The organism is Lachnoclostridium phytofermentans ISDg (genome assembly GCF_000018685.1).
GTDB lineage: Bacteria > Bacillota > Clostridia > Lachnospirales > Lachnospiraceae > Lachnoclostridium > Lachnoclostridium phytofermentans.
In genome coordinates this window covers 1,511,448-1,525,940 of sequence record NC_010001.1, presented here as the reverse complement: position 1 = coordinate 1,525,940, position 14,493 = coordinate 1,511,448, and the positions used below count along the sequence as shown (strand labels likewise).

Below are 14,493 nucleotides of genomic sequence, written 5' to 3'. Positions count from 1 at the left end.
TTTGTCACCCGCCTGCCTTTTGCATTTTATTTATTACACTAGCACCACAGATACAAATTACATTTATCATTTGTGTTAATTCATCGCTATATGTAATCTTTATAAAATCCGTTATTAATCTAACAATAATAGCAACAAATAAGAAAGCACATAGCTTACGCTTATTCCCTTCTGTTCTTTTTAACGTCAGTCCAAGAATAATACAGCTAGCAACTGGTAGGATATAATAAAGGAATATACCAACCACTCCCAATCCCGCTAGTATTTCGATATAATTACTGTGAGCATAGGTTTCAGAAAATAAATCATAATAATGATAGGCATAATATCCATAATTTCCAAAACCAACTCCTAAAAAAGGATGTTTTATAAACATGTCTAGTCCATATTTCATCATATTTATTCTGGTATAGGAACTAGCATCCATAGTATAAGAGGAGTTAAATACCCCAAATACTCCCTCAATTCTAAAACCAATCAATTCATATAAAATAGGTATATTAAATATCGCCCAGTATAATATGAGTGATAATATGACTGTTATTGGAATTATTTTAATGAATAAAAAGCTTCTTTTTTTAGCAAGAAAAATATATCCAAAAAAGTACATAATAAGCATTAGAATAGCTGCCCTTGATTTTGTAAATAAAAGAATTAAACTTAATAACAAAATCCATACTAAATAAATTTTACGTTTTGATTTGTCGTAAAAATATAACCATAGAAAGGCTAATAAAGCGCATAAATTACCCATAGCATTGGGATGATGACCTATGGAATACCCTATTCTGCCTTTATCGGAGGAGGCTGAAAATGAGCCTTTTAAAACATATATCCATTCAGATGGTTGTGTTTTTATGATCAAAAAGACGATCATAATAAGACTTGCTATAGCAATCCCATATAAAATCTTTTCTATATTTTCTACACTTACTAAATAAAGTGTCATTAGGGAACAAATAACTACCATCTGACCTATGCTTACAGCTGCAGCTATTGTTTTGTCCATTGCTGGTGACCAAAGAACAGAAAGACAACACCACATAAAAAATAATCCATAAACGACTACATATTTAGTAGTAAATAATTTATTTAAATTCTTTAAGGCTATGATCCCCATGCAGGATATAAAAAGTAATTGAACACCATATAAAACTGGGACAATTGATCGTAAAGCAATAAATGCAACTGCTATACCAAAAATCAGAAAATTGCATATATCTTTAGGAATTCGTATTATGAATCTGCTTTTATAAAACATTGAATTAAACTTAAGATTATTCATTTTTTATTCCTTTACTCAATTTCCCCCACCTTTCGCTTATTTTCGAATTAACTTTAGCATCCTTCCAGTATTAACTCCAAAAGCACTTTCCCCATTCGCCATTTGTGGGAACCCCACACTTTGACCTAACATATTAGCCTCAATTAACACTACATTTAAACTCTCATCAATAGTAAAATCCCAAGAAACCATTTTAACTTGTGGTGTTTTTAAATGACAACAATATGCCATTTCTAGAACTTTAGGTATATTGGGTATAAAATAATTCCGAAATACTACTTTACTATTGGGATGGTGACTATATTTCGTTCCAATTTCAGCAAAAGCATAAGGATTTAAATATCCCTCTTGTGATATCCCTATAAAAAGACCGCCAGCTCCTATATTATCAACTTTATTCCCATCACATCCTAAACGAAGAGCTAAAGGAAGATAATATAACTTGTTATCTAAAATATATGTAACCACTCTTATAGTATTTAATGATTCTCCATAGAGTGAACTTAATTCTTTACAATTAGTAATATATTCTTGAATTATAAAATTTTCTTTGTACAATTCTAAAATATCGCTACAAGAACTTTGGGTAAATTCATCGATACCATTCATAAATTTACAAATCATAATACCACTGCCTGAATGTGTTCCAATCGTAGGCTTAATAACCACATAATCCGTATTGCTTATTATGTCACAGGCTTTCTTATCATTTATAATTTTTCTTTTGCCTTCTATATTAGAATAATAGGTACCATAGCTATTACCAATTAATGTTTTAGGGATTTTAAGTCCCTTCACTGACTTATATAAAGGTTCTAGAAGATTTTTATCTTCCAATGTTAAACTGATACTACGAGGGTTTAATAAAGGTTCTAATTCAGTCGAAAATAGAATTTCAGGAAAATAATCTTTATCGAACTTTCCAGTATAACTTTGATAAAAACGATGCCACTTTGTTGAAAAAGATTTCCCATAATATTTCTTAAAATTTCTTTGAATTGAATTTGTTTGTTTCTTTGATAAAACTACCTTTCTCCATAAATTTCGGTATCCCCATATGTATTTATATTCTCCTACTTTTAAGCCAGTACAAAAACTTTTATCGATAAAATGATTTAACAAAGCTCGTTCTTTTTTTAAGATCCCCATATCTAAATCCTTTCAGATTATATCAATCCATTTCTTACAGATCTTTGATACATCATATTTTTCTCTTACTCTTACTGCTTCTACAGACAGTAACTTAGCAAACTCTTTATCTTCTATAATTTTTAGCATTGCATCTCTTAGTGCTTTAACATCTCCTACTGGAATTAATATACCATTTTTATTATTCTCTATTACCATTGCCGCACCGCCAACAGGACAATCGGTACATATCGATGGTATTCCCATTGCCAGTGCTTCTAACATTGAGTTAGATATGCCCTCAAAATCAGAAGATGAAACATAAATGGAGGCATCCTTAATACATTCCATTAAGTTTTCTACATAACCAGGGAATTTTACCTTTTCTTCAAGTTTTAATTTTTTTCTCAGTAATTTTAACTCTCTTAACATATGACCACGGCCATAAATAATTAATTTATAATCCTTATGTATCTGGGACACTTCTGAAAAGGCAGTAATCAACATTTCAAAATTCTTTTCTTCTGAAAAACGTCCTGCTGCAACAATGACTTTTTTACGTAGTCCTTCATAAACATTTGGTAAGTTAGGAGAAATGGGATTAGGTATAATAAAACTCTTCCTTTGCATTTTTAAAGAATAGCAACTTTTAGCAAATTTAGTTTGGAATACAATACTATCTGCCAAAGGATATAATATTTTTCTAAAAATTCTAATGTATAAAGGTTTCTTTTCATCTACATTGATTAGCAAAGGGTGCGCACGTTCTGAAATAATGACTCTTTTTTTTAGATTTATACAAGAAAGAATAGTGAAAAAATTAATATCAGTCATAAATGATATAATTGTATCTGCATTTAGCTGCTTTACAATTTTTCTTATTTCATATATCCTTTTATATAAAATATAAAATTTATTATTATTTTTATAAGTTAACTGAACATCCGTAACATTACTATTTAATTTATAGGTCCGCTCTCTATTTCTAACAACTATCATAGTAACATCGAAACCTTTATCAGCTAAATAATTTGCAAGAGTGGACATTACTCTTTCAGACCCACCATCCGTAAGACTTGCATTCACAAATACGATTTTCTTTTTCATTTATTTTAGATCTATCCTTTTTTAGTTTTTTCTTTCTATCGGAAGGTGAATCCAACTTCCAAATATTACATCATACTTATAGGGTTCATATTTTTCAAGACCACTACATTGATAAAATGTTATTTCACCAAAATAGACTTTTCCATTGATGTCATAAAAATCACACCTAACATGAATAAGATCCTTTGATAACACTTTACATAACCTAATCATTTCTTCAAAATCTTCGGGTTTATTAATTATCTGCTCACTATTTTTAAAATAATTAATTACAGGTAACCTCTTAAAGTTTATATCAAACATGTCTGATCTAGGATCCGACTCTCTATTCGATATAATATCCACTGTTTTTGGTTGCCCATGATAACACATAAATTTATAATCTTTTAAATCTGCTCCTGATTCACCAACTATGTATTTTTCTGCAATAATTCTTGGCTTTATATTCTTATATACCCATTCTCTTGAGTTGATATAATAGTTTCTTTTTAAATAACGGTTTAATTTTTTTCGGGCGGCTTCCCTATCAAATGTACTTTTATCTTTACAAATTATGACCCCACCAGAATCGTGTGTGCATTTTAATACAAATTGATTGGGTAACTTATTAAAATCTATATCTTCAAATCTCTTCCATACTCCCAATAATGGAATTAAATATTCTTCGCCTATCGTCTTTGCAATATATTTTCTGACTTCATATTTATCCACTAATTTTGAGTATTCTGGATTTCTGTCATATAGCTTCAACCATTGGACTTTTTCATTATATGTCTTAGGCTTTTTAAGATTTAGTGATTTTCCTATTCTGAATCTAAATAGTATTTTAAGATATACTTTATCTAACCATAACGTTCCGTTTAATATTCTTCCTAAAGCGTAAATTAAATACAAAACTGGTTCTTTTATAATTCGTTCTAATAAATCTCTCATTATTTAATTCACCTATTCTTTAATTTAAAATATTGATTAGAGTGACAAAAGCCTCTTTTATACTCTTCATTCAAAACAGTACTCCATTTATCCATAATTTTATCTATATCTAATTGTTTGGTTATTTTTCTGTTCTCCATACTCATAGACTCTTGCAATTCTGAATTATTAAGAATTTTAACCATTGCCTTAGCCAGTTCTTTTTTATCATTCCTTGGAACTACATAGCCATTTACTCCATCTTTTATTAATTCTTTTGCTATTCCTGTCGGAAAATCAGTAGAAATAACCGGGAGCCCTGAAGCCATGGCCTCAACTAAAGCATTGGGAAATCCTTCGAAATCTGAGGTCATAACAAAGAGCTTAGCATCATGAACACTTTGCATTACGTTATTTTTAATACCATTTAAAAATATATTGTTTTCCAAGTGAAGAGCCTGGATTTTTTGATATAGATTATTATATTCTGGTCCCTGTCCATATATCTCAACAATATAATCAGAATAATCACTCTTAATTTCTTGGAAACCTTCAATTAATAAATTATAATTTTTTTGAGAATCTAACCTACCTACTGCAATAATAGTATTTCGTCTTTTTTCAGGAATTGTTTGTGCCACACATTCAAGGTTTACAGGATTGGGTATAATCTTTATGTTTGTCTTTATGTTTGTCTTTCTGTTTGTCTTTATGTTTGTTTTTATGTTTGTCTTTATGTTTGTCTTTCTAAACGATTTTCTAAAATAATATCCAACTCTTTTGCTTTGACATACCAAACAATCTGCTTTCGGATAAATAAATTCGCAAATTTTTTTAATAATATATCCTCTTTTTAAAGGATCACATCGTTCTGATATCACTACTGGTATATTTCTTACAAATAACAAACGTGTTATAACAGCTAACAAATTAGAATAGGTTAAGAATGATAATACAACATCTGGTTTATATGTTTTTAAATAGTATAAGTAGTAAAAAAAGCCCTTTATGCCACTAAAAATAAGCTTTAGCATACGAATGAATTTATACTTTGACTGGATGTTACCCTTTGCTCCTACTATCTTTACCCTTGGGTCAAGCCTATAAGTACTACTAGAATCTTTCAAAGATACTATTAATACTTCATTTCCTCTCTCAGCGAATTCATTGGCTATTGTCGCCATAACACGTTCGGCGCCACCCATTACCATTCCAGTAATTAAAAATAAATATTTCTTTGTTTTATATGGATTCATCATCCTATTCCTCTTTGCAATTATTTTATAAACTCTTCACAGAATACCAATTTTCTATAATAAAATTATCTATTAAATTAACTATTGCCATAGGGTCTGTATTCTCCCAGGGCACAATTTCAGCCGTATCTTCATAATACGCCTTGAGAGCTTCACCTAATTCCTCCATATTGTAAACGGATAGTACGTATTTATTTACCGCAAAAGCTTCGTTAATTTGTATTTGATGATCATTTATATGCTCGCCATATTTCTCTAATCTGGTTACTGCAACAACCTTCTTCTTTGCATTTAAAGCTTTCATAATAGATCCTGATGCACCATGACTAATAACGATATGAGCCTCATTAATTTTATCAATAAATTCTTCTTCCGCTATAAAATCTTTATATTGGAAATGTTTTGGTTTATAGGAGGAAACTCCAATTTGAGCAAAAATATCTTCCTTAATAATTCCTTCCTCCCACAATTTATCTAGTTTTGCAAATAGGCGGTCAAATTGGTAGCTTCTAGAACCTACGCATACAAAAATCAATACAAACACCCCCCGTAGATTGCATTTTTGTAAAATTTTTTCTGGGATTCCCATTGAACAATAAATAAGTCAGTGTGCTTTTCCATTCTTTTTCCTGCTTCAGTGGGCATATTAGCCCTACCAAAGGTTTCGATAAAGATAAATTTTTTATGGAAAATAATAGATAATATGTAAAAGGGATAGGCAATCATTGTGCCAGTAGTAATAATAAAGTCAGGGCGTTCTTTTAACCAAATAAACAAGGCATAAATGGAATTATAAAGCATTTTAAATGGCATCCATTTATCTTTTAAATCAGTCTGCTTCATGAAATACTTTGCATTTTCCTCAATCTGGGTTTTCTCAGTAATAAAGAAGCCACTATATTTATCTATTAGTGGCTGCAACTTTTTAAGCTGTTCCCAATGTCCTCCTGAGGAAGATACGAGGCATATTTTGGGATTACGATTATGTTTACCTTTAAATTCATTATTTATCTCTATACTTTTCTTCCCCTTTTCTAATTTTCTTTTCATTTTATTAACTATATGACAACTCCTTTCAATTATGACCCTATAACAAATATTTCTCTTAAGCCTTTCCATAACCCATTCCATTGTATATTACCTAGAACTTCTCCAAATAATGCAGTTACTACTGTTTCTTATCTAGATCCCTTTCCAAATAATACAACTACCACTGTTTTTAATAATATCTTTATATCCAACTTAAATGACCAGTTATCGATATATTCCAGATCCAACTTAACCACTTCTTCAAAATCCTGAATATCACTTCTTCCACTAACCTGCCATAACCCAGTCAATCCACATTTAAGAGCTAGCCTCCTCTTATGCCTCCCTTCATACCTAAGGAACTCATCTTCTGTAGGCGGCCTGGTTCCCACTAAACTCATATCTCCTTTTAAGATGTTAAAGAACTGTGGAAACTCATCAAGACTTGTTTTTCGCATAAACTTACCTACTTTTGTTAATCTCGGATCGTCTTTCATTTTAAACATAAAGCCTTCCATTTCATTTTGATTCATCAATTCTTCCTTGCGCTTTTCTGCATCTAAATCCATGGAACGAAATTTATATATTTTAAAACGTCTTCCGTTTTTACCTACTCGCACTTGTGAAAAGAAAATTGGTCCTGGTGATTCTAATTTAATAGCTGGGGCTAGGAACACAATCAATACTAATGTTAATATACATCCTACAATTCCTCCTGCAACATCCATAACCCTTTTCAAGTGTTTTTGGGATTCCTTTAATAAACGTGTACTAAAACTCAGTGCATAGTACCCACTTATTTCACGAACTATTTTCTCACGTACCTTTAATCCAAATGCATTAATACTTAAGTTAACCGTCACTCCCATATTAACAAATTCAAGTATTGTCTCATCTAAATCAATAGATAAAGAGGAGTCATTAGGAAGATATATAAATACTTCATCCACTACCTCTTGTCTTGCTACTTCATACATATTAACTAAATTTGCCTTAACAGGTATTTCTTCAATCCAGTCTCCAATTAATTGCCTGTCCACTATAGTTAAGTATGTAACTTGATACTCCCAGTCATTTTCTTTTCTAATTCTATCTAAAACTTCTTTTGCTTTATCTAAAGTTGTTATTATCATAAGCTTACTGCTAGAGCCACTCTTTTTATAAACAGCAAGTAAAAAAAACTTAAAATACAATCTGGCTAAATAATTTATTAATATATTAAGTGTAAAAAAAGTCAAGAAAAATAATCTCGAATATGCTGTTCCTTCCTGGAAGACAAACATTGAGAAAGTAAGAGTTACTGCAAGCAAGCAGTTTATTTTAATAATCGAAATTAATTCCTCTAGGAATCCACGCTTAAAAATTCTACTATAGGTATCATAAGCATAGTAGATTGCTATATATAAAAGGAGAATAAAGATAAATGCAATTCCATACATATTTCTAACCCAATATCTAGTTATTCCTCCATAACGTATCCATGTTGTAAAAAAGAAAGATAATAAAATGCAGCATAAATCTACTGCTAGCAGATATTTATTAGGGGCATTTTTTTTAATGAAGTTCATATCTCTCTTCCTTTATAAATAATTGATTTTTCTTTGCAATGCGTAAACATATATGAAATAAGAAAAGCACTACAAATAGTACAGATAAAAATATAGGAAAATCAAAAAACTCCTGTTCAAATAAACTTTCGCCTAAGTCTAAATAATTTCCATTGATATCAGATATCTTTTGTATATCCCCTTGTAGATTAAATACTATCTTTAATCCGCAAGTTTTATATATTTGTTTTGTTATACTTAATACTATTTCTCTAGAATCTAGTGACATGCTTTTAATATTACTTACTTTTTCTAAACTTATAATTGCAGTTATGTCTTTCATGTTATCTTCTAGTTGATATAAAGTTTCTGGTTCTAATTGCACTTTTGTGCTTTCAAGATAACTTTTTAAATAGGTATAATATGTTTCACTTAAAGTAGTTGATTGAATATTTGATGTAGAAGCAGTATCAATAAGTATATTTAAAATAGCATTTTCGGTTTCATTCAAATTATCATCCTCTATATGTACTTTGCTGGTATATTCTTCTGTTATTTTATCAGCATTATTTAATAAACTAAATTTAATAGTTATTACTATACAAGCAATAATTAGTAATACAAATATTGTTATGCAAGAAAGCATATTATGTTTGTTCAATAAAAACACCTCATTTTTAAATAGATTGTTTATTATATTGATGAGTTGTCGAATTGTTACTATTAACAGTTAATAAATTAGAAAGTTAGACTTACGGTAGCACAATCCAGCTTCCTATTTCTTCATCTGTTTCTATTGGGCTAATAGTCATAAATCCAGAGTCACTAGTAAAAGTTAATTCGCCAAAGTATATTTTAGAATTCAAACTATATAAATCCACTCTAACATGCATAAAATCTTTAGATAAAATTCTTGCATACTCTAATAATTGATCTAATTCCTTTGGTTTTTCTACAGTTAGATTGGGATCTATTTCTTTCGTCGATATATTCTCAATGGAGTTCCATTCCAGATCATACATATGACTTCGATGATTCGTAAATCTGTCAACATGTGCTATGATACATTTTGGCTGCCCATGAAAGCAATATATTTTATAATCCATCGGAGAGTAACCTTTTCCATCATCAAGAAATTCTTCTATTATAATCCTTGGCCTTATGACTCCATAAAACCATTCCCCATAGCATGGAAAATACTTTTCTTTTAACCTTCGCTTTAATGTTCTAATTGTTTTCGGAATATTTAAATCATTTTTATTCTTACAAATAATGTTCATTCCGCTTCCATGTGTAACTTTAATTACAAATTTTTGCGGTAGATCTTCAAATGGAATATCCTGTGGGTTATACCCTTCCCAAAGTAATTTTGTAAGTATATTTTCACAACCACATTTTTTTACAAATTGTCTTACTTCATATTTATCTACACATATTGGTAGTAATTTATTTTTATAATAAAGCTTAATCCATTGAAGTTTTTCCGTATACGTCTTTGGGTTTTCTAAATTTAACTTTCTATGGATTCTCAATCGATATAAGATTTTAAGATCTAATTCCGGGTTAATTTTATATAATAAGTTCATTGGTGCTAAAATAAATTTCTTTACACTCTTATTCATGTTATATATCTCCTTATGCTAATATAAAATGTCTTTTATTATTTAAACTTTCCATCATTATTCTAAGAATACCCTTCTTGATGTAAAGGCAGTTTAATCCAGCTGCTTATCTTTTTCTCCATTTCTTTGGGAGAAATGGTCCCAAACCCAGCCTCATCAGCGAAAGTTAATTCACCGAAATATATTTTAGATTTCACTATATAGAAATCTACTCTCACATGTATAAATTCTTTTGATAGTATTCTGGCATACCCTAAAAGTTTATCTAGTTCCTTTGGTTTTTCTACATGTACATTAGGATCAACATATCTGGCAGTAATGGGAAATGGATTCCATTCTATATCATACATTTTTCTTCTATGATTAATGAATCTATCAACATGTGCTGCAATATATTTGGGTTCTCCATGAAAACAAAATATCTTATAATCGATAGGCACTTTCCCAGTTCCGTTATCGAGATATTCTTCTATAATAATTCTTGGTTTTATAACTCCATAAAACCATTCACCATAGCAAGGAAGATACTTTGTTTTTAGCCACCGTATTAATTTTTTAATTGTTTTTGGAACATTCAATTGATTTTTATTTTTACAAATAATATTCCACCCACATCCATGGGTTACTTTAATTACAAATTTCTGTGGTAGGTCATCAAATGGTATATCATTCGGGTTATACCCTTCCCATAATAATTTTACAAGTATACTTTCGAGGCCACATTTTTTTACATATTGTCTTACTGTATATTTATCTGCACATATCGGTAAAAGTTTATTTTTATAATTTAGTTTAAGCCACTGTACTTTTTCAGAATATACTCTTGGGTTATTTAAATTTAACTTTCTACCAGTCTTCAAGCGATATAAAATCTTTAAACATAATTCAGGTTTAATTCTATATAATAAGTTCATAGGTGCTAAAATAACTTCCTTAAGCCTCGTATTCACTTTCTATATCTCCTTTAGATGATAAAAATAAAATAGTTACTATTGTGTCAAATATACCTCCTGAAAAGTCACGTTTTTTATTGGGACACTCATTCTTTACACAATATATGTTAGGATTATAAATAATAGTATTCTTACTTTATATAAAAAAAGCCAGGCACGACTAATAGCCATGCCTGGCATGAAACACATAAAAAAACTTGTTAAAGCAGATATGATAAGGTTAAAATACATATCCCATATAATGTGTTAAATTGATTAATTTTTCCCAAGTAGAATAATTTACTACTCCTGTTTCTTTTAATTTATTATCCTTTTGAAACTTCTTTATAACTGTTTCTGTATTCTTTCCATAGGTGCCGTCGACAGTCACCTTATATCCAAGACGATTTAAACGTTGCTGTAAGTTCTTAACATCAATACCACTCATAACAGTTCCATCTTTATATTTTAATTCTCGAAATGGGTTCTTTCCCTGATACGACAAGAATTCTAATCCTAGATATTGAAAATGCATGGTATCTGCACTAATTTCAAAATCACCACCCCAGAACCAACCGTAGCTTGCAAATATCTCAATCACTTCGTCTGGAATGCAATATGGATTTGATCTGTTTCTTAAGTCATTTCCTTTTCCAAGGAAATAGTCATTGTCATAATCTCCTGGATTTATATCAATTGCAGCGCCAAACGAATGGATGGATAGTAAAGTAGATTGACTAAGTCCTACCCCTCCAACCTTACGATAACTAAATCCCAGCATTGTCTTAACCGGAAATTTCATTGGTAAATCATAAATTTCTTTAAAGATGCTAGAAACTCCATCCGCAAGTTTCTTATGGATTGATAGTTTCATTGTTGAGGGATACTTCTTTCCTGCCACATCCATCTTCCAGACCGGAACCGTTATTACCTTCATGTTCTTGGCTGCTTCCGTTGCAGACCGAAATCCTACAGGCGCATCATAAATAGTATACGCTTTATAATTTGTATTCATAAGGAACTGATAACGTGCATTGTTGCTTTGGGTAGGAATTTTAGCTTTATATGCAATTGGTGTAGGAGTCGGAATCGCTGTTGGTTTTGGTGTTGGCTTCGGGGTAACTGTTGGCTTTGGTGTTGGTTCCGGTTTCTTCGTTGGTGTCGGCGTAGGCGTTGGTATTTTTTCATCAAAATACTCTTTACCATTAACTATCTCTAATATTCTACCCGATTCCTTTCCGATATCCCTTCTCTTATCTACCTCCATTAAGATAGAGAGATAAAAATGGCCATCTTCTCCTTCCACTAATACGATTTGCCCATTACCTAGTATTTTGCAGTTTCTTGTAAATGCTATAACTATTTTCATGTTCTCAGGTACTGCAACACTATTAGCATCTATCATACTCTGATTAACGCAAGCTTTTTTTACTGTATTACCATTACTATTTTCATATGTAATAAAAAGCTTATTTTCTGTTAAAACCTCTTTCATAAAATCTTCATTGAATAATTCGTAAACAATGGAATAGATATCATATAACATTGTTCTCTGACTTTTATTATAATCGCCATTTATGTTAGAGTAATTCGTGTTAATTAATCCGATATTTCGAGCAACAGAATTCATCATAGCAATAAATGTGGTATCATTACCAGCAATATGATCAACGATAGCTAACCTAGCATCTTCACTTCCCGTGAAATAAAAACATAGAAGTAAATCATTGAGAGAAATCTTATCTCCTTCTTTGAATCCGAATATATTTTCTCCCTTTAATGAAGCAGCTCGCTTACTTACCGTTACAATATCTGTTAGAGGAGCTTCCCTTAATGTAGTCAAGATAAACATCAAGTCATTAAACCCACTAAAATTGGAACGACTGGATAAAAAGGACCCTCCTAATAATTCACTCGCCGTCATATCAACTAACATTGCCTTATTCTCTGTTGAGATTGTTGCTTTCTTTGACATTTTTAAATAGTCTATTTTCTCACCGAACTTTTTTAACGTATCAGCATCTATATTAAGATCGCCTTGCGTATTGATATCGTCTGGCATGCTCTCTTCTTGAAATTCAAATGTAGTGTCTTCCGTAGTCTTAGCTATTACTATACTTGGAGCTATATTGCTCCCAAGAATCGCTACAACTAATAAGAAACTTAGCCCTTTGATGAATTTTATGCTGGTGTATTGCTTATTTTCTCTCTTAGTAATAACCTCTCTGGTACATTTCTTGCTCATTTGATACTTACTTCCTTCCTAATTACGAGCAAACAACATATTGCTCGTCTTATTCTTCTTAAGTCTAGGTTCAATCTTTGTTAAAAATATGGCAGCTTCATAACGTTTCTGTAACATGAAAATTTTAAATCGACATAGTTTTATAATATATGCTTCTTTCCTCCTTGGTAAGGTATTCATGTTAGGACGCAGGTAAAGTATGACCATTAGTCATACAATTACTTGTACCAAAATATACTATATAGGAATAATAGTAACATAAATTTTCCTATTGTGGGAGGTAATGTCATGGGATTATTTAAAAAAACAAAAAAAGTGAATGCTCTTAATGCAGAAAACGAGTCAAAAGAACTAGAAACAGAGATAAAAAAAGTAGATTTTTGGATTTGTCCTAAATGTGCGACTAGAAACATGAACTCAATTCGAAACTGTAAGGATTGTGGTTATTATCGATAAGGAAACAAAAATACGATTTACTAATTCTTCTTGGCATGTATTAAAGAGAAGTCGGGATATAGTTTGATAAGCTCCCTTTTATAAGACAGTTTAAATAATAAAAACTGTTTCATGCAAGGAGGATATCATATTCTTTTAACCCGACTTTTGTGTTATTAATATTTTTAATTTAAACCTGCTTTATAATGCTATCATCTTCTGCTCTAATATGCCAATCAATGCGTTTCCACTACTGGTATGTGAACGTATCACGTCAACTTGATTCTTTTCTGCCTCTGCGAGTGCACAACGAATCATCTTATGAGATACCGTATTGGTAAATAACACAATGAGATCAGGAGAACCTATCTGGTCCCTTAATTTATTTGGCATCTGGGTGAATACCTTTGCCTTGCATTGATATGATTGACATATCTTTTTATACTGACAAACCATACGGTCATGACCACCTATAATTACAACACTCATACGTTGCCTCCTTTTCTCATTATTACAGTAGCTATATTTTTATGCATTGAGAACCCACAGGCACTAAGTCCAGTTTCCAATACCTTCTTCCATTCAGATTCAGAAAGTAGGTGGGTAGTATGATCCTCTAATATTATTGAATATTCACTGTTATCTGCTATTAATATAACCTGATGATTTTCTTTATTTGTTTGATTTAATTCTTTTTGAACCTCAAAGATAGGTGTACTTATGTTATCAGGTAGCATAGTTTGCATATTCTTGCGTTTAAGAACCCCTATATCTTCTAATGTGTTTACAAATCGATAAATTGTTGCTAAACCAATCTCAAGATTACCTTGCCTTGCTTTAATATATAGCTCTTTACAACTCGTACACTCTTCATTAAGAACAATATGAAGTAGCTTGATTCTTGTTTTAGTAATCCTGTATCCGCTATCCTTAAGTTTTTTCAGTATATGTTCTTCTAAGTTCTCAGTCACAATAAACTCCTATCACTTACCTGC

15 protein-coding genes are annotated in these 14,493 nt (G+C 30.8%); 1 reads left to right on the top strand and 14 read right to left on the bottom strand.

The genetic code is table 11. The features are described from left to right. Window positions 1–4 precede the first annotated feature (4 nt). From CPHY_RS06355 to CPHY_RS20665, 12 genes are all read right to left on the bottom strand, one after another. Window positions 5–1,045, bottom strand: a complete 1,041-nt coding sequence (locus tag CPHY_RS06355; RefSeq protein ID WP_198301338.1) for an O-antigen ligase family protein — start codon at window positions 1,043–1,045, stop codon at window positions 5–7. A gap of 276 nt (window positions 1,046–1,321) precedes the next feature. After that, entirely contained in the window at window positions 1,322–2,434 is a 1,113-nt protein-coding gene (locus CPHY_RS06350) for a sugar-transfer associated ATP-grasp domain-containing protein (protein ID WP_012199239.1), read from the bottom strand. Between the two features lie 12 nt (window positions 2,435–2,446). Further along, complete coding sequence (locus CPHY_RS06345; RefSeq protein ID WP_012199238.1) at window positions 2,447–3,520, bottom strand: glycosyltransferase; 1,074 nt, start codon at window positions 3,518–3,520, stop codon at window positions 2,447–2,449. A 21-nt stretch (window positions 3,521–3,541) separates the two neighbouring features. Next, on the bottom strand, window positions 3,542–4,453 hold the full coding sequence (locus CPHY_RS06340) for an ATP-grasp fold amidoligase family protein (RefSeq protein ID WP_012199234.1): 912 nt from the start codon (window positions 4,451–4,453) through the stop codon (window positions 3,542–3,544). An 8-nt stretch (window positions 4,454–4,461) separates the two neighbouring features. Continuing rightward, window positions 4,462–5,691 (bottom strand): glycosyltransferase, encoded by a 1,230-nt coding sequence (locus tag CPHY_RS06335; protein ID WP_012199233.1) that lies wholly within the window; start codon window positions 5,689–5,691, stop codon window positions 4,462–4,464. 22 nt (window positions 5,692–5,713) lie between these two features. After that, window positions 5,714–6,232, bottom strand: a complete 519-nt coding sequence (gene pssE, locus CPHY_RS06330; protein ID WP_408611154.1) for a PssE/Cps14G family polysaccharide biosynthesis glycosyltransferase — start codon at window positions 6,230–6,232, stop codon at window positions 5,714–5,716. Continuing rightward, window positions 6,220–6,807, bottom strand: a complete 588-nt coding sequence (pssD, locus tag CPHY_RS06325) for a PssD/Cps14F family polysaccharide biosynthesis glycosyltransferase (protein ID WP_242657971.1) — start codon at window positions 6,805–6,807, stop codon at window positions 6,220–6,222. The genes pssE and pssD overlap by 13 nt, the downstream gene beginning before the upstream one ends. Window positions 6,808–6,866: 59 nt before the next feature. Continuing rightward, entirely contained in the window at window positions 6,867–8,285 is a 1,419-nt protein-coding gene (locus tag CPHY_RS06320) for a sugar transferase (protein WP_041703289.1), read from the bottom strand. Then, window positions 8,272–8,925: a hypothetical protein gene (locus CPHY_RS06315; protein ID WP_012199229.1), complete on the bottom strand. Its 654-nt coding sequence runs from the start codon at window positions 8,923–8,925 to the stop codon at window positions 8,272–8,274. Before CPHY_RS06315 ends, CPHY_RS06320 begins: the two co-directional genes overlap by 14 nt. A 91-nt stretch (window positions 8,926–9,016) precedes the next feature. Further along, window positions 9,017–9,886 carry an ATP-grasp fold amidoligase family protein gene (locus CPHY_RS06310; RefSeq protein WP_012199227.1) on the bottom strand — a complete coding sequence of 290 codons (870 nt, stop codon included), beginning with the start codon at window positions 9,884–9,886 and terminating at the stop codon, window positions 9,017–9,019. A gap of 62 nt (window positions 9,887–9,948) precedes the next feature. After that, entirely contained in the window at window positions 9,949–10,836 is an 888-nt protein-coding gene (locus CPHY_RS06305) for an ATP-grasp fold amidoligase family protein (protein ID WP_012199224.1), read from the bottom strand. Window positions 10,837–11,059: 223 nt separating this feature from the next. After that, window positions 11,060–13,063 (bottom strand): peptidoglycan-binding protein, encoded by a 2,004-nt coding sequence (locus tag CPHY_RS20665; protein WP_012199223.1) that lies wholly within the window; start codon window positions 13,061–13,063, stop codon window positions 11,060–11,062. A gap of 288 nt (window positions 13,064–13,351) precedes the next feature. Here CPHY_RS20665 and CPHY_RS21645 point away from each other — a divergent pair, with 288 nt between their 5' ends. After that, a complete protein-coding gene (locus CPHY_RS21645; protein WP_157668667.1) occupies window positions 13,352–13,519 on the top strand; it encodes a hypothetical protein in 168 nt (55 codons plus the stop codon). A gap of 180 nt (window positions 13,520–13,699) precedes the next feature. Here the strand turns inward: CPHY_RS21645 and CPHY_RS06295 are convergent, their stop codons facing one another. Continuing rightward, a complete protein-coding gene (locus tag CPHY_RS06295; protein WP_012199222.1) occupies window positions 13,700–13,987 on the bottom strand; it encodes a DUF2325 domain-containing protein in 288 nt (95 codons plus the stop codon). Beyond that, window positions 13,984–14,469 carry a transcriptional repressor gene (locus CPHY_RS20660; RefSeq protein ID WP_012199221.1) on the bottom strand — a complete coding sequence of 162 codons (486 nt, stop codon included), beginning with the start codon at window positions 14,467–14,469 and terminating at the stop codon, window positions 13,984–13,986. The genes CPHY_RS06295 and CPHY_RS20660 overlap by 4 nt, the downstream gene beginning before the upstream one ends. Window positions 14,470–14,493 lie beyond the last annotated feature (24 nt).

Excerpts from the sequence above, each read along its gene's own strand:
- CPHY_RS06355 (WP_198301338.1), bottom strand. The coding sequence starts at position 1,045 with ATGTGGTGTTGTCTTTCTGTTCTTTGGTCACCAGCAATGGACAAAACA.
- CPHY_RS06350 (WP_012199239.1), bottom strand. The coding sequence starts at position 2,434 with ATGGGGATCTTAAAAAAAGAACGAGCTTTGTTAAATCATTTTATCGAT.
- CPHY_RS06345 (WP_012199238.1), bottom strand. The coding sequence starts at position 3,520 with ATGAAAAAGAAAATCGTATTTGTGAATGCAAGTCTTACGGATGGTGGG.
- CPHY_RS06340 (WP_012199234.1), bottom strand. The coding sequence starts at position 4,453 with ATGAGAGATTTATTAGAACGAATTATAAAAGAACCAGTTTTGTATTTA.
- CPHY_RS06335 (WP_012199233.1), bottom strand. The coding sequence starts at position 5,691 with ATGATGAATCCATATAAAACAAAGAAATATTTATTTTTAATTACTGGA.
- pssD (WP_242657971.1), bottom strand. The coding sequence starts at position 6,807 with ATGGAAAGGCTTAAGAGAAATATTTGTTATAGGGTCATAATTGAAAGG.
- CPHY_RS06320 (WP_041703289.1), bottom strand. The coding sequence starts at position 8,285 with ATGAACTTCATTAAAAAAAATGCCCCTAATAAATATCTGCTAGCAGTA.
- CPHY_RS06310 (WP_012199227.1), bottom strand. The coding sequence starts at position 9,886 with ATGAATAAGAGTGTAAAGAAATTTATTTTAGCACCAATGAACTTATTA.
- CPHY_RS20665 (WP_012199223.1), bottom strand. The coding sequence starts at position 13,063 with ATGAGCAAGAAATGTACCAGAGAGGTTATTACTAAGAGAGAAAATAAG.
- CPHY_RS21645 (WP_157668667.1), top strand. The coding sequence starts at position 13,352 with ATGGGATTATTTAAAAAAACAAAAAAAGTGAATGCTCTTAATGCAGAA.
- CPHY_RS06295 (WP_012199222.1), bottom strand. The coding sequence starts at position 13,987 with ATGAGTGTTGTAATTATAGGTGGTCATGACCGTATGGTTTGTCAGTAT.